The 14,894-nt window shown below is 27.8% G+C and carries 21 protein-coding genes; 15 read left to right on the top strand and 6 right to left on the bottom strand.

Annotated features, from left to right (window positions below; genetic code table 11):
* Window positions 1–266: 266 nt before the first annotated feature.
* From AC5SLZ_RS06815 to dnaQ, 5 genes are read left to right on the top strand one after another with little or no spacing between them, the layout of a single operon-like run.
* Entirely contained in the window at window positions 267–1,094 is an 828-nt protein-coding gene (locus AC5SLZ_RS06815; RefSeq protein ID WP_494615541.1) for a pyruvate, water dikinase regulatory protein, read from the top strand.
* Window positions 1,084–1,671: a Maf family protein gene (locus AC5SLZ_RS06810; protein WP_494615540.1), complete on the top strand. Its 588-nt coding sequence runs from the start codon at window positions 1,084–1,086 to the stop codon at window positions 1,669–1,671. The genes AC5SLZ_RS06815 and AC5SLZ_RS06810 overlap by 11 nt, the downstream gene beginning before the upstream one ends.
* Window positions 1,668–2,462, top strand: a complete 795-nt coding sequence (gene aroE, locus AC5SLZ_RS06805; protein ID WP_494615539.1) for a shikimate dehydrogenase — start codon at window positions 1,668–1,670, stop codon at window positions 2,460–2,462. The genes AC5SLZ_RS06810 and aroE overlap by 4 nt, the downstream gene beginning before the upstream one ends.
* On the top strand, window positions 2,459–3,028 hold the full coding sequence (gene coaE / locus AC5SLZ_RS06800) for a dephospho-CoA kinase (protein WP_494615538.1): 570 nt from the start codon (window positions 2,459–2,461) through the stop codon (window positions 3,026–3,028). Before aroE ends, coaE begins: the two co-directional genes overlap by 4 nt.
* Window positions 3,029–3,691, top strand: a complete 663-nt coding sequence (dnaQ, locus tag AC5SLZ_RS06795) for a DNA polymerase III subunit epsilon (RefSeq protein WP_494615536.1) — start codon at window positions 3,029–3,031, stop codon at window positions 3,689–3,691. It begins immediately after the preceding gene.
* Here the strand turns inward: dnaQ and AC5SLZ_RS06790 are convergent.
* Together AC5SLZ_RS06790 and AC5SLZ_RS06785 are read right to left on the bottom strand one after the other, a co-directional pair.
* Entirely contained in the window at window positions 3,688–4,110 is a 423-nt protein-coding gene (locus AC5SLZ_RS06790) for a protein-export chaperone SecB (protein WP_028036092.1), read from the bottom strand. The two genes, dnaQ and AC5SLZ_RS06790, sit on opposite strands and share 4 nt — an antisense overlap.
* Window positions 4,094–4,525, bottom strand: a complete 432-nt coding sequence (locus tag AC5SLZ_RS06785) for an FxsA family protein (RefSeq protein WP_494615534.1) — start codon at window positions 4,523–4,525, stop codon at window positions 4,094–4,096. The genes AC5SLZ_RS06790 and AC5SLZ_RS06785 overlap by 17 nt, the downstream gene beginning before the upstream one ends.
* A 59-nt stretch (window positions 4,526–4,584) precedes the next feature.
* On the opposite strand from AC5SLZ_RS06785, the gene AC5SLZ_RS06780 reads away from it, so the two are divergent.
* Genes AC5SLZ_RS06780 through AC5SLZ_RS06770 form a run of 3 tightly spaced genes read left to right on the top strand, consistent with a single transcriptional unit; the run spans window position 4,585 to window position 6,410 of the window.
* Window positions 4,585–5,181 (top strand): Tim44/TimA family putative adaptor protein, encoded by a 597-nt coding sequence (locus AC5SLZ_RS06780; protein WP_494615532.1) that lies wholly within the window; start codon window positions 4,585–4,587, stop codon window positions 5,179–5,181.
* Entirely contained in the window at window positions 5,182–5,592 is a 411-nt protein-coding gene (locus AC5SLZ_RS06775; RefSeq protein ID WP_494615531.1) for a Smr/MutS family protein, read from the top strand.
* Complete coding sequence (locus AC5SLZ_RS06770; protein ID WP_494615529.1) at window positions 5,589–6,410, top strand: sulfotransferase domain-containing protein; 822 nt, start codon at window positions 5,589–5,591, stop codon at window positions 6,408–6,410. The genes AC5SLZ_RS06775 and AC5SLZ_RS06770 overlap by 4 nt, the downstream gene beginning before the upstream one ends.
* A 2-nt stretch (window positions 6,411–6,412) precedes the next feature.
* Here the strand turns inward: AC5SLZ_RS06770 and hslU are convergent, their stop codons facing one another.
* Together hslU and hslV are read right to left on the bottom strand one after the other, a co-directional pair.
* Window positions 6,413–7,786, bottom strand: coding sequence for an ATP-dependent protease ATPase subunit HslU (gene hslU, locus AC5SLZ_RS06765; RefSeq protein ID WP_494615528.1), 1,374 nt, complete (start codon window positions 7,784–7,786; stop codon window positions 6,413–6,415).
* The gene (gene hslV, locus AC5SLZ_RS06760; RefSeq protein ID WP_023649225.1) at window positions 7,786–8,301 is read right to left on the bottom strand and encodes an ATP-dependent protease subunit HslV; all 516 of its coding nucleotides are present in this window, start codon (window positions 8,299–8,301) and stop codon (window positions 7,786–7,788) included. Before hslV ends, hslU begins: the two co-directional genes overlap by 1 nt.
* 89 nt (window positions 8,302–8,390) lie before the next feature.
* On the opposite strand from hslV, the gene hisB reads away from it, so the two are divergent.
* Genes hisB through AC5SLZ_RS06725 form a run of 7 tightly spaced genes read left to right on the top strand, consistent with a single transcriptional unit; the run spans window position 8,391 to window position 12,224 of the window.
* Window positions 8,391–8,981, top strand: a complete 591-nt coding sequence (gene hisB / locus AC5SLZ_RS06755) for an imidazoleglycerol-phosphate dehydratase HisB (RefSeq protein WP_028036086.1) — start codon at window positions 8,391–8,393, stop codon at window positions 8,979–8,981.
* A gap of 5 nt (window positions 8,982–8,986) precedes the next feature.
* Window positions 8,987–9,613, top strand: a complete 627-nt coding sequence (gene hisH, locus AC5SLZ_RS06750; RefSeq protein WP_494615526.1) for an imidazole glycerol phosphate synthase subunit HisH — start codon at window positions 8,987–8,989, stop codon at window positions 9,611–9,613.
* A gap of 1 nt (window position 9,614) precedes the next feature.
* Window positions 9,615–10,340: a 1-(5-phosphoribosyl)-5-[(5-phosphoribosylamino)methylideneamino]imidazole-4-carboxamide isomerase gene (hisA, locus tag AC5SLZ_RS06745; protein WP_494615525.1), complete on the top strand. Its 726-nt coding sequence runs from the start codon at window positions 9,615–9,617 to the stop codon at window positions 10,338–10,340.
* On the top strand, window positions 10,333–11,088 hold the full coding sequence (gene hisF / locus AC5SLZ_RS06740) for an imidazole glycerol phosphate synthase subunit HisF (protein WP_494615523.1): 756 nt from the start codon (window positions 10,333–10,335) through the stop codon (window positions 11,086–11,088). The genes hisA and hisF overlap by 8 nt, the downstream gene beginning before the upstream one ends.
* A 1-nt stretch (window position 11,089) precedes the next feature.
* Window positions 11,090–11,362 (top strand): phosphoribosyl-ATP diphosphatase, encoded by a 273-nt coding sequence (gene hisE, locus AC5SLZ_RS06735; protein ID WP_494615522.1) that lies wholly within the window; start codon window positions 11,090–11,092, stop codon window positions 11,360–11,362.
* The gene (locus AC5SLZ_RS06730) at window positions 11,359–11,724 is read left to right on the top strand and encodes an HIT domain-containing protein (RefSeq protein ID WP_494615521.1); all 366 of its coding nucleotides are present in this window, start codon (window positions 11,359–11,361) and stop codon (window positions 11,722–11,724) included. Before hisE ends, AC5SLZ_RS06730 begins: the two co-directional genes overlap by 4 nt.
* The gene (locus tag AC5SLZ_RS06725) at window positions 11,721–12,224 is read left to right on the top strand and encodes a GNAT family N-acetyltransferase (protein WP_494615520.1); all 504 of its coding nucleotides are present in this window, start codon (window positions 11,721–11,723) and stop codon (window positions 12,222–12,224) included. The genes AC5SLZ_RS06730 and AC5SLZ_RS06725 overlap by 4 nt, the downstream gene beginning before the upstream one ends.
* On the opposite strand, the gene AC5SLZ_RS06720 is transcribed toward AC5SLZ_RS06725, so the two are convergent.
* Window positions 12,221–12,766 (bottom strand): LolA family protein, encoded by a 546-nt coding sequence (locus tag AC5SLZ_RS06720; protein ID WP_494615519.1) that lies wholly within the window; start codon window positions 12,764–12,766, stop codon window positions 12,221–12,223. The genes AC5SLZ_RS06725 and AC5SLZ_RS06720 overlap by 4 nt on opposite strands.
* Window positions 12,766–14,850 carry a DNA translocase FtsK gene (locus tag AC5SLZ_RS06715; protein ID WP_494615517.1) on the bottom strand — a complete coding sequence of 695 codons (2,085 nt, stop codon included), beginning with the start codon at window positions 14,848–14,850 and terminating at the stop codon, window positions 12,766–12,768. Before AC5SLZ_RS06715 ends, AC5SLZ_RS06720 begins: the two co-directional genes overlap by 1 nt.
* Window positions 14,851–14,894: the final 44 nt, after the last annotated feature.

Genomic DNA, 14,894 nt, shown 5'->3' with positions numbered 1-14,894 from the left:
AATATATATTTATTTATTGTATTAGTATTATGTGTTGTGAATATTGAAGATAAGTATTTTTTAACATTTTATTAACAACTTAATAACAATTAATAATTAATAATATTGATTAAATTGAAGCTTTTTAAATTTTTATTCAATAAATTGTATAATTTTATTCATATTTTTATTAATGTTAATAAAACCCTTATTTTACAATAATAATTAATCAATATTTAAATTGTGTAATTTTAGTAAAATAATACAAATTTACTAACAATTTATTCATGAGTAGTACATATCAAATTTATCTTATATCTGACTCAACAGGAGAGACATTAGATCGAATCTTCCTAGCACTGAAAGCTCAATTTAAAAACATTGAATACAAAGTGCATTCTTATTCTTTCACTCGAACAGAAAATCAAATTCTTAAAATTTTAGAAGATGCCAAAAAAATCGAAAACTCGGTAATACTTTATACAATTGTAGATAATGGTTTAGCCAAATGTTTAGCTAACGCAAGTGAAGAAAAAAAAATACCTTGTTTTGGCGTTTTAGGAAACTTAATTTTAAATTTTTCTAAAATTCTCAATCAAAAGGCATCTCATGAACCGAGCGGTCAACACGTACTTAATGAAGAATATTATGATAGAATAGAAGCCATCCAGTTTACAATGAACCATGATGATGGCAATTTATTAAATGATATAGAAAAATCAGATATTATTTTGGTGGGCGTAAGTAGAACAAGCAAAACACCAACATCAATTTATCTTGCAAATAAAGGATTTAAAACATCAAATATACCTTTGGTAAATGAAAATTCTTTGCCTAATAAATTAAAAGAAAACCCACAAATAACTTGTGTTATTGGTTTAAACACTGAGCCAGAACGTCTGGTTGATTTAAGAAAAAACAGAATGAATTCTTTAAAGGAAACTGAAAACACAAACTATACAAGTATTGAAAATATTAAGAAAGAAATTATAGATGCAAAAAAAACTTTTCAAAAATACAGATGGCCAACAATAGATGTAACGAGAAAATCAGTTGAAGAAACAGCTGCATCAATAATAAAAATACACGAAATATACCTAAACAATGTCAAATAAAATTATTCTTGCTTCTAAGAGTAAAGTTAGAAAAGAAATATTAGACAAACATCAAATAAGATGTGATGTTCAACCATCAAACGTAGATGAAGATCTAGTTAAAGAAGCACTTATTCGTGATTTGGCCTTACCAGAAATTATTTCAAAAAATTTAGCTGAGCTGAAAGCTAACAAGGTTAGCTCAAGTCAAAAAGACAAAATGGTCTTAGGAGCTGATAGCGTGATAGATTTGGGGGGGGAGCTAATATCTAAGCCTGAGACTAGAGGGGAGGCTTTAATAATTTTAAAAAAGCTAAATGGGAAAAAACATAATTTAATAAGCTCAGTCTGTATTTCGAAAAATGGGTCAATGATTTGGAATTATACTGACAAAGCCGAATTAACTATGAAAAGTTTTTCAGAAGAATATCTGATAAATTATTTATCAAAGATACCAGATGAAACTCTATATGCTTATAATGTATATCAAATTGAAGGTGAAGGAAGAAATTTATTCTCAGATATTGTTGGAGACAAAGATACTATAATGGGGCTGCCTGTTATTAAAATTAAAGAATATTTAAACCATTACCAATGAAAAAATTTTTAGTGATAGGAAATCCAATTGAACACTCGTTATCTCCTCTTTTACACAATTATTGGATTAAGAGTAATGGTATTGATGCAATTTATGAAAAACAAAAATTAAATGAGGATGAATTAGAGAATCTTATTGCAAAGGTAAAAGATAAAAAAATTAATGGTATCAATGTTACAGTACCATTTAAAAAGGCTGTTATTCCTTATTTGGAAGAGCTAAGTACTGAAGCTCAAAATACAAAATCTGTTAACACTATCTATCTCAAAAATAACAAATTAACAGGGCATAATACGGATATATTTGGATTTGAAACTAGTATAAAAAAATCAGAATACAATTTTGATAACAAAGAAGTTTTAATTTTGGGAGCAGGAGGGGTGGTTCCCTCGATAATTTTTGCTTTAACTAAAATGAATGTTTCAAAGATAAAAATATGTAACAGAACAAAAGAAAAAGCAGAAAACTTAAAAAAACTTTTTAAAAATATAGAAATATTAGAGTGGGGGGAAACCTCAAATTTTGATATAATTATTAATGCTACAAGTTTGGGATTAAAAAAAGAGGACAACATTAATCTTAATTTTTCATCAACCTCTGGAAATAAATTATTTTATGATGTTATTTATAATCCTAGTGAGACAAATTTTTTAAAGATTGGAAGAAAATTAGGCAACACAACTTTAAATGGGAAATTAATGTTTGTTTATCAGGCCTATTTAGCTTTTAAAATTTGGCATGGATTTGAACCTGATATAGATGAAAATGTTATGAAACTTTTAGAAAAATGATTAAAATTGGAATTTTAGGGGATATAGGTTCTGGCAAGAGTTATGTTGCACAGAATTTTGGTTATCCTGTTTTTAATGCTGATTATGAGGTTGCCCAATTATATAAAAAAAACAAAAACATTTTTAATAAGTTAAAAGCAAAACTACCAGAATACATTTGCTCATTTCCAATTAAAAAAACAGAAATCTCTAATGCAATTCTAGCTAAAAATAACAATCTAAATAAAATAGTTAAAATTGTTCATTTAGAAATAAGAAAAAAAATGAATAATTTTATTAAAAAAAATAAAAATAAAAAAATTGTAATTTTAGATATTCCATTATTTTTAGAGAATAAAATTAATGATAAAAAAGATATATTGGTTTATGTGCAATCTAAAAAATCTAGTATTTTAAAAAGATTAAAAAAAAGAAAAAATTTTAATCAAAAACTTTTAAAAAAATTTAAAGCTATTCAATATCCAACTAGTTATAAAAAGAAGAAATCTAACTTTGTTATTAAAAATAACTTTACTAAAAAATCTATTAATGATGGTATAAACAATATTTTAAAAGAAATTATATAAATGAAAGAAATAGTATTAGATACGGAAACAACGGGTATATCAATAAAAGAGGGACATCGTATCGTTGAAATTGGCTGTATAGAACTTGAAGATTTAATACCGACAAATAATAAGTTCCACTGTTATTTAAACCCAGAAAGAAAAGTTTCAGAAAAGGCATTAGAAGTTCATGGATATAATGATGAATTTTTGGCCAAGCAAAAAAAATTTAGTGATATTGGTGAGCAATTTATTGATTTTATAAAAAATAAGAGACTTATTATTCACAATGCTGATTTTGATTTGGGTCATTTAAATAATGAATTGGCCATTATTGGAAAAAAAAAAATTGATAATGAGATTATTGATACCCTAATTTTAGCAAGAGATAAATTTCCTGGATCACCAGTAAGTTTAGATGCTCTTTGTAAGAGATATAGAGTAGATAATTCAAAAAGAACCCACCATACTGCATTAATTGACTGTGATTTGTTAGCTAAAGTTTATATTAATTTAATAGATCAAAAGGAACCAAAATTAAATTTTCAAACAGATGAAACAACAATTAATCAAAGAAACAATACAGTGGTAAATTATTTTAAAAAAGTAATTTCACCAACAGCTGAAGAATTAAAAAAACATAAAGAGTATTTAAAAAACAATTTAAAAAAAAATTTCTTTTAATTTAATCTTTGACTATAAAGTTGATCAAAATCAATTTTTTTCTCAAATTTTACATCTGGATATCCTGAATTATGTAACAAATTTAAAAATGATTTTTCTAACTTAGGATAAATCTCAATTTGAACATCACACAGTATTATCTTTTCGAGATCTTTTTTTTCTTTTATTTCATCATTGATTTCCACAATAGTTGAGTAATTTATTTCAAAATAGGATTTTTTTTTATTTTCTTGTTTATCTTCAAACTTTAAAATTGTATTTACTTCAATCATTTTATTCTTTAGTGCTTTAGAAGTTATATCAATGTTAAGTTGATATTTTGAAATATAATCTTTTACAAAAATGTGAGTTTCAATATCAGGAGTTTCACTGGACATATCTTTAATATAATTACCTAGGATTTTATAATTTTTTGTCATCTTGATCCTCTATATCTTCAAAGTCTCCATCAATGAAACTGTTTTTTCTTGTTTCTCTTTCTTTATTTTTAAATTTACTAAAAAATTTTTTCAATAAAAAATTTCTAGAAAGAGGAAATATTATTAAAAACCCAATAACATCTGTTGCAAAGCCAGGGATGATCAATAAAAGAGCAGCGAAAGCAATTGCAGCCCCTGCAATCATCTCATATGTTGGTGCTTTATTTCTACTTATCTGTTCAAACCCAGATTTAAGAGTATTTAAACCCTCATACTTTGCATAGTAGACCCCAACAATTGCAGTAGTGAATATAAGTAAAATTGTAGTAATTGCGCCAATTTGAGAACCAATTTTTATTAGAAGAAATATTTCAATAACAGGAATTAAAATAATGGATAATAAAATTGAGTTCATTTGTCCATAATCTAAATTGCTAGTTGAAATTAATCAACATAGTAATTATTATAATAAATATGAATTACAGTTTCGAATACATAGATATTATTCTTCTTGCAATGATAGCTGGTTTTATTTTTTTAAGATTAAGAGGAATTCTTGGTAAAAGAACTGGGTTTGAGGGAAAAGCCCCAGCACAATTTGACAAAATTTTAAAAGAAGCAGTTGTTAAGCAAGCTCCAAAACAAGTCAATATTTTTGATGAAGAAGCGCAAAAAGAATTTTTAAAAGGAGCTAGAATTGCTTATGAGACTATAATCACTGATTTTAGTGATAATGATAATAAAATAACCACGAGCAAACCATTGCTTAATAAAGATATCTATAATCAATTTAACGAAGCTCTAAAAGAAAGAAGTTCCCGAGGACATTATGCAGAAATTACATTTATAGGCATAAATTCGGCAGATATTAAAGAACATAAGAAAGTAGATAAAATTTTAAATGTGACTGTAAGTTTTATAGCTGAGGTTATTACTTGTATAAAAGATAAAAATAAAAAAATTATTTCTGGTGATCCTGAAAAAATTAAAAAAATTTATGATACGTGGGTTTTTTCAAGAGATACTACGTCAGCTAACCCTAATTGGCAATTAGTTGGCACCTTAACTTAATTGACAAATAAAATTTCAGACAAAGATAAAAAAGATTGGGAAAATTTTATCTCCAGTGAAGATAAACTCCCAAATAAAGACCATAAATTTAAAGAAAATAAAATTTTAAAAATAAAATCTCTAGATTTACACGGACAATCTCTTGAAGAAGCTAACAAATCTATCGAAGACTTTATTATTAGATCTTACGAAGATAAAATAAATAAATTAATAATCGTTACAGGAAAAGGTCTTCATTCGAACAATCAAAAAAACCCATATGTTTCAAAAGACCTGAGTATCTTAAAATATTCAGTTCCTGAATTTATAAAAGGAAACAAAGAAATAATGAAAAAAATTATAGAAATTAAAGACGCAGAAATAGAAGATGGTGGTGCTGGAGCATTTTATATATATTTAAAAAAAAAATGATTATCTGGCTTGCTTCATATCCTAAAAGTGGGAATACATTGCTAAGATCAATGTTAGCAGCATACATATTTTCTAAAGATGGAAATTATAATTTTAACTTAATTAAAAATATAAAACAATTTCCTCATGGTGGCTTTTTTTTAGAGATGGGAATTGATATAACAAATCAAAATGAGACAATTAAAAATTACATTAAAGCTCAAGACGCGTTCAATAAAAAAAATGCAATTCAATTTTTAAAAACTCATAGTTTTCTTTTTAACTTCAATAAAAATTATCCTTTTACAAATTTCGATAATACTCTAGGGGCAATTTATATTGTTAGAGACCCAAGAAATATCGTAACATCTTTATCCAAATTCAAAAGCTTAACATTAGAAGAATCAGCAGATTTTATGATAAAAGGAACAGGGGATGGGTTAGTTTGGACAAATAATTGGGCTGTCAATTATCATAGTTGGAAAATATTTAAGGAATATGAAAAGTACCTTCTTATAAAATATGAAGATCTAATCGCTAATCCAGATTTAACTTTTCTAAATGTGTTAAAATTTATTTATAGAATTAATAAATCTAATTTTGAATTAGATAAAAAAAAATTTGAAAACGTAATTAAAACAACAAGTTTTGAAAATATGCAAAATTTAGAAAAAGAAAAAGGTTTTAGCGAGAGTTGGGTAGATGAAAAAACTGGTAAAAAGATACCTTTTTTCTATTTAGGACCTAAAAATAATTGGAAAAAAAATTTAGATGTTAAAGTTGTAAAAAAATTGGAAAAAACTTTTAAATTAGAAATGGAAGAACTTGGCTACTTATAAATTTATAATATAAATTTTGAAAGATCTGTATCTTTTACCAAATTATCTAAATTTTTATTAATATATTCTTTATCAATAATAATTTTTTCTCCAGAGCGATCAGTTGCTGTGAAACTTATTTCGTCTAAAATTTTTTCAATTATTGTATGTAATCTTCTGGCACCAATATTTTCTACTGTTGCATTTACTTCGGATGCGATATTTGCAATTGTATCAATCCCATCATCTGAGAATTCAAGCTCAACATTTTCAGTTTTCAATAATGCAACATATTGTTTAATTAAACTAAAATCTGGCTCTCTTAGTATTCTTTTAAAATCATCACTAGTTAATGCTTCTAGCTCAACTCTTATAGGTAACCTACCTTGTAATTCAGGAAGTAAGTCCGAAGGTTTTGCAAGTTGGAAAGCACCCGATGCTATAAATAAGATATGATCAGTCTTAATAGGTCCATGCTTAGTATTAACTGTTGTGCCTTCTATCAAAGGTAATAGGTCTCTTTGAACACCCTCGCGAGACACATCTCCACCAACTCGGTCAGTTCTTGCAGAAATTTTATCAATTTCATCTAAAAAAACTATACCATTATTTTCTGTTGATAGCTTTGCGGCTTTAACAATTTTATCCTGCTCAATTAATTTATCAGACTCATCATTAATTAAAATTTCATGTGATTCTTTTACAGTCATTTTTTTCTTTTTTTCTTTGTTGCCCATAGATTTACCAATCATTTCTCCAATGTTGATCATTCCAACATTAGCTCCAGGCATTCCAGGAATTTCAAAAGAAGTGTTATTTGATCCTGTATCACTCACAGCAATTTCTATTTCATTGTTATCTAAATCACCATTTCTTAATCTTTTTCTAAAACTTTCTCTTGTTGCTAAACTAGCTTTTTTACCAACCAAAGCATCTAAGACTTTTTCTTCAGCAGATTTTTGTGCTTGAGCATGGACTTCTTTTCTCATTTTAACTTTTTCCATACCAATAGCTATTTCAATTAAATCCCTTACTATTTGTTCAACATCTCTTCCAACGTATCCAACTTCAGTAAATCTTGTGGCTTCAACTTTAACAAACGGTGCTTCCGCCAATTTTGATAACCTTCTAGAAATTTCTGTTTTACCAACACCAGTTGGTCCAATCATTAAAATATTTTTTGGCAAAACTTCATTTTTCATTTCTCCTTTTATTGCTTGTCTTCTCCATCTGTTTCTTAAAGCGACAGCAACAGCCTTTTTTGCTTTGTTTTGTCCAACTACAAATCTATCTAATTCAGAAACTATTTCTCTTGGAGAAAGTGAACTTACTAGAGAATTTTCTTCCTTATCTTTTTTATCTTTTGGAACTAAAGGAGTTACGTTAGTTTTTTCCATTATATTTTTAGAACCTTAATATTATCATTTGTAAATACACAAATTTCAGAAGCTACCTTAATTGCTTTTTTTGCAATTTCCTCCGCACTTTTATCTGTTTCCATCAGAACTTTTCCAGCAGCTAATGCATAATTTCCACCCGAACCTATTCCAATGACATCTCCCTCAGGTTCCAAAACATCCCCTGTTCCAGAAATTATATAACTATTATCTTTATCACCTATGGCCATTAAAGCCTCTAATCTTCTTAAATATTTATCAGTTCTCCAATCTTTTGCTAACTCAACAGCAGCTCTTGATAGGTTGCCTGCATGTTTTTCAATTTTAGCCTCTAATCTCTCAAATAAAGTAAGTGCATCCGCTGTTGACCCTGCAAAGCCTGCTACTACATCCCTTTTTTCAATTTTTCTAATTTTTGAAGCAGTACTTTTAACCACAGTATTACCCATACTTACCTGTCCATCTCCAGCTACCACTACTTCATTATTTTTTCTAACTAGTACAATTGTTGTCATGGTTTAATAAATGGTGATTATTTTTAATACTTCAAGTGTTCATACTGATATTGATATAGAAGGATTATGTATGTATACCTCTAAAATATATGGCTAGAAAAGGAAAAGTATCCAGAAAAACAAAAGAAACCAGTATTAGTGTTGAGGTGAATATTGACGGAAAAGGTAAATACCAAATTGATACTGGTATAGGTTTTTTAGATCATATGCTTGAGCAATTATCAAAACATTCTCTTATCGATTTAAAAGTAAAAGCAAAAGGTGATACTCACATTGATCTTCATCATACAACAGAAGATACAGGAATAGCAATTGGTGAAGCTTTAAAAAAAGCTGCAAAAAAATTTATTGGGATTAAAAGATATGCTCACAGAGTTATTCCAATGGACGAGACTTTAACTAGAGTTGCAATAGATGTTTCAAATAGACCTTATTTAATTTGGAAAGTAAAATTAAAAGTTGAGAAACTTGGTGAGATGGATACCGAACTATTTAAAGAATGGTTCCAGGCATTTTCACAATCAGCTGGCATTACAATGCATGTTGAAAATATTTATGGAGACAATAGTCACCACATCATCGAATCTTGCTATAAAGCATTAGCAAGATCTTTGAGAGAAGCATTAGAGATGGATCCTAGAAGTAAAAAAAGTATTCCATCTACTAAAGGCTCATTATAAGTTTAATGAACGTCACAATTGTTGATTATAATTCGGGCAATATAAGCTCGGTAATAAATTCGTTTAACGAAGTCGCAAAAGACAAAGTAAACATCGAAGTTACTTCAGATCTAAATAAAATTAAATCTAGTGACAAGGTAGTATTGCCAGGCCAAGGTTCATTTAAAAGCTGTGTTGATGCTTTAAATAGCATCAATGGCTTGACAGATACTTTGAATGAAGTTGCAATTAATAATAAAAAACCACTCCTAGGTATTTGTGTTGGATTACAAATGTTTGCAGATGTTGGATACGAAGAAATAGAAACAAAAGGTTTAGGGTGGATATCGGGTAAGGTAGTCAAAATTAACAACCAAAATGGAAAATTCAAGCTTCCTCATATTGGTTGGAATCAGCTTAATATACATAAGAATAGTAAAATTTTAAAAGATATAGAAAATAACTCTCACATGTATTTTGTGCATAGCTATGAATTTATTCCCCAGGATAAAAGAGTTATATCTGCAACAACAGATTATTCGTCAAATATTGTTTGTTCTGTAGAAAAAGAAAACATTTTTGGAACCCAGTTTCATCCAGAGAAGAGTGATAAAATTGGACTTAAAATAATTGATAATTTTATAAACATATAAAATGAAAATATTTCCAGCGATAGACATAAAAGATAAAAAATGTGTAAGATTAATCAAAGGAAACTTTGATAACAAAACTGAATACGAAGTGTCACCAGTTGAACAAGCTGCAAAATATAAGGAATATGGTTTTAAAAATTTACATATTGTTGATTTAGATGGAGCTTTAACTGGTGAAACACTAAATCTGGATATTATTGAGGAGATAGCTAGTAAATTTGACTTAAAAATAGAAGTTGGTGGAGGAATTAGAAGTATTGATAGTATTCAAAAATACACGGATGTGGGTGTTGAAAAAGTAATTTTAGGTAGTGCTGCCATAAAAGATAAAAACTTTTTAAAAGAATCTTGTGAAAAGTTCTCAAATAAAATTGCCTTAGGTTTAGATGCTAAAGATGGATATTTATCTGTGTCAGGATGGAAAGAAAATTCTAATCAATTAACTTTAGATTATTTAAGAGAAGTCAATAATTTTGGTGCTAGCAGATTAATTTATACTGATATTAATCGAGATGGCATGAAACAAAGCCCTAATTTTGAAGAAACATCTAAAGTCGCTGAAACAGCAAATTGCCCAGTGATTATTTCGGGAGGTGTTTCATCTATTGATGATATTAAAAAAGCAAAGGAGCTAAATAATAAGAATATCGAGGGGATTATAGTTGGCAAAGCTATATATGATGGTGATATTAAATTAGAGGATTTGGTTAAGGAATTAGATGCTTAAAAATAGAATAATACCTTGTCTAGACGTTAAAAATGGTCGTGTAGTCAAAGGAATAAATTTTATAGACTTAAAGGATGCAGGTAATCCAGTTGAGCAAGCTAGAATTTATTCTGATGGTGGAGCAGATGAAATTTGTTTTCTAGACATTACTGCCTCAAATGAAAATAGAGACACCATTTATGATGTTGTAGAAAAAACTTCTAAAAAATGTTTTGTCCCTTTGACAGTTGGAGGAGGAGTTAAAAGTGTTGATGATATTAATAAACTTTTAAACTGTGGTGCAGATAAGGTGTCAATTAATACTGCGGCAGTTCAAAATTCAGAAGTAGTAGTAGAAAGTTCTAGAAAATTTGGTTCGCAATGCATTGTTGTTGCAATAGATGCAAAAAAAAACTCTGATAATTGGGAAATTTATACTCACGGTGGAAGAAACAATACAGGAATTAATGCAGTAGAATTTGCAAAAAAAATGGAAGGTAGTGGGGCGGGGGAGCTATTAGTAACTTCAATGGACAGAGATGGCACCCAAGTTGGTTATGATTTAGAATTAATGTCGAAAATATCATCTAAAGTAAATATTCCTATTATTGCATCTGGTGGGGTTGGTAATTTAGATCATTTAGTTGATGGAATAAAATTAGGAAACGCAAGCGCTGTTTTAGCAGCATCTATATTTCACTATGGAAAGCATTCAGTAAAAGAGGCTAAGGAATATTTGGACTCAAAGGGAATACCTGTTAGAATTTAAAATGCTTAGTACATTAGAAAATTTAATAAAACTTGCACGAGAAAGAAAGTTAATACCTGTAGAAGGGTCTTATACAAATAAGTTACTTACAGATAAACCCTTAAGTAAAGCAAAAGTATTAGAGGAAGTTGATGAATTAATAGAAGCTATAGATGAAGATACAAATAAAATACATGAAGCAGCAGATGTATTTTATCATTTATTAATGTACTTAGAGGCAAATGATGTAAAAATTGAAGAAGTAATGAAGGAATTAGAAAAAAGAAAAAAATGAGTTATGATGATAGTAATATCTTTGCAAAAATTTTAAGAGGAGAGATACCTTGTAATAAAATTTATGAAGATGATTTTATTTTATCATTTAACGATATTAATCCACAAAAAAAAATACATGCTCTTGTCATTCCCAAAGGAAAATATGTTGATCTAGATGATTTTAGTTTAAATGCGACCCAAGAAGAAATCGCTGGATTGATTAAAGGTATAAATATTGTAGCCAAAAAGCTGGGTCTTTCAACGGAAGTAGGTAAAGGCTATAGAGCATTAACCAATATAGGCGATAACGGTGGTCAAGAGGTCCCACACTTACACTTTCATTTATTTGGAGGTGAAAAAATTGGAAAAATGGTTGAGTGACACAAGAGGTTCAAAGAAATTATTTAGAAATAAATTCAATTCATGATCTAAATAAGGTGATTGAACCAAATAAAGATTATTCCATAAATTTACTTAATCCAATTAATTTTCAATTAAATAAATTTTTTTATAAAAATATTGGAAAAAAACATAATTGGATTGATCGTTTAGTTTGGACAGAAACTCAATGGATAGATTATGTTTCTAGCAAAAAAGTTAAAACATATGTTTTAAAATTTAAAGATGATTTAGTTGGTTTCTTTGAATTAATAATTCATATTGAAAAAAAAGAAGTAGAGATTGCTTATTTTGGATTGTTAGAAGAATTTCAAAATAAAAAACTTGGATCATATCTATTGTCTCAAGCAATCCAAAAATCTTTTATAGATGGTATTCATAGAGTTTGGGTTCATACGTGTTCTCTAGATCACGAAAATGCTTTAAATAATTATATCGCTAGAGGAATGAAAATATTTAAAACTGAAACTATAAAAATTTAGTTTTGCGTAGGAACATTAAATAAATCTTTATCAATTTTTTGATTCACGTGAATTGAAGAAATATGAGTAACACTTATATTTTGATAAATATCTTTTGTTTGCCACCCTGCTAAATTAAATGTTTTATCATTAAAAAATATATTTATTTTACTGTTTTGTTCTTCTATCTCAAAATTTATATAAGTTTTATCTAACATTTTTTCTTTTAAATTTACTATTTTTCTGATTAAAAATTTTTTATCTAATATAGAATTTAGTGGTGTCTTATTTAAGGGGTATCTATAAAAGCTAGTTTTGGTTTTAATTACTAGTGATTTACCGTTAGAAACAATGATTTTATTATTCTTTTGATATTTACAGTAAATTTTCTTTGGATATTTAATCGTACAATTTCCATTTTCTACTTTTCCATTTACGTTTTGTTCAAAATTAAAATTTAAATTTTTAGTATTTTTTAGATTTTCTATTATTTTATCTTTATTGCTTGCTTGCACATTTGAAATTAAAATAAAAAAAATATAAATTATTAAGTGTTTAAACATTAAAGCACATCTCTTTTGCCAACATGATTTGCTTTACTTACAATTCCATCAGCTTCCATCATATCAATAATTCTAGCTGCTCTATTGTAACCAATTTGAAGTTTCCTTTGTAAGAAGGATGTTGAGGCTTTACCTTCTGATCGAATAATTTCTAATGCTTGTTGATACAACTCATCTTTATCACCTTGACTTTGACTATCTCCCATTTCTTTTTCGTCTGCAAAGTTTAATATTTCATCTATATAATCTGGTTCAGCTTGGGTTCTTAGAGATTTATTAACTTTTTCAATTTCATCATCAGATACAAATGGTGCGTGTATTCTTACTATTTTATTAGCAGATGACATGTAAAGCATATCTCCCTTACCCAACAACTGTTCTGCCCCTTGTTCTCCAAGAATAGTTCTGCTATCTATTTTTGAAGTAACTTGAAAAGATATTCTGGTAGGAAAATTGGCTTTAATAGTACCGGTAATAACATCAACACTTGGTCTTTGAGTAGCCATTATAATGTGAATTCCAGCAGCTCTAGCCATTTGAGATAATTTTTGTATGTAGTTTTCGATTTCTTTACCTGCAACCAACATTAGGTCAGACATCTCATCAACCACAACAACTATATAAGGCATAGGAAGTTTATGTTTTTTGTTATAACCATCAATATTTCTCACTCCTTCTTTTGTCATTAATTTGTATCTACTTTCCATTTCTTTAACTACCCAACCTAGAACTGAAGCTGCTTTTTTAGCTTCTGTAATTACAGGACAAAGTAAATGGGGAATTCCTTCGTATGTTGACAGCTCTAACATCTTAGGATCAATTAAAATAAATTTACAATTCTCAGGAGTATGTCGATAAAGAAGAGATAAAATAATTGTATTAATACAAACTGATTTTCCAGAACCAGTAGTTCCTGCAATGAGAAGATGAGGCATAGAAGTTAAGTCACCAACAACTGGTTTACCAGATATATTTTTACCGAGCGCAATTGGTAATTTAATTTCTCTTTTCTTGAAGTCTGAATTAGCCAAAATTTCACTCAAATAAACATTTTCTCTTATGTTGTTTGGAAGTTCTATTCCAACAGTATTGCTTCCAGGTATAGTGGCTATTCTTGCAGACTCTGAGCTTGTATTTCTTGCTATGTCGTCTGATAAATTTATTATTTTAGAAACTTTAACTCCAGCAGCAGGCTCAAACTCATTAAGAGTAACCACAGGACCATGACTAACTTTTTTAATATTTCCATTAACACCAAAATCCATTAATATTTTTTCCAAAAATTCTGGATCATGGTCTTCATTTTTTTCAAAATTCTCCCTCTCTTTTTTTGTTGGAATTTTCAATAAATCAAGACCTGGTAATTTGAATTTTATTTTTAACTCAGATTTATTTTCACTTTTTATAAAAGGTAAATCCTCTTGAATAAGGTTTTTAATTTCATCTTGGGGAATGTATTCATTAATTATTTCACTTTTATCAGTATAATTTTTAGTATTTCTTTTATTAATCAAATCGTAAGTTTTTTTAATAAATTCAAAAAATTTCTTTGGATTAAAATTAACACTAATAAGAAAAAAAATTATAGTAATTAAAATTAAAATATAAAAAAAAATATTTTCATTAATTGATATTGTAGATCCAAGAAATGATTTATTTAAGTATTCACCAACAAACCCACTGTTACCATTTATGTATAGAGAATATGTGTCAGAATAATAGTAACCAAAAAAAAGTGCTCCAAATATCAAATATAAAATTGTAAAAAAATTATTTTCAATAAATAAAAAAAAATCTTTAGATCTTAAAATATTAATTCCTGTAACTAAAAATGTAAGTGGAATCAAATAAGCTATTATCCCAACTGACTGAAAAAATAAATCAGATATAAAACTTCCTTGGAAACCCATCAAATTCTCAATCTTTGTATTTTCAGGAAAAATGAAATTTGGATCATTGGGAGAGTATGTTATTAGTGATAAAAACAACATTAGACCTGTCAAAGAAACTAAAATCCCAAATATTTCTGCCAGTCTTTTAATAGCAAAATTAAGTAATAAATCAGATGTTTTTTTAATATTCATATAAATGAATCAATTTTATCACTTTGTATCATCTAATTTTTATT

It is taken from the genome of Candidatus Pelagibacter sp. PS_06, assembly GCF_059418045.1.
Note: the sequence above shows the minus strand (reverse complement) of the source record. Positions and strands in the feature narration are given on the sequence as shown.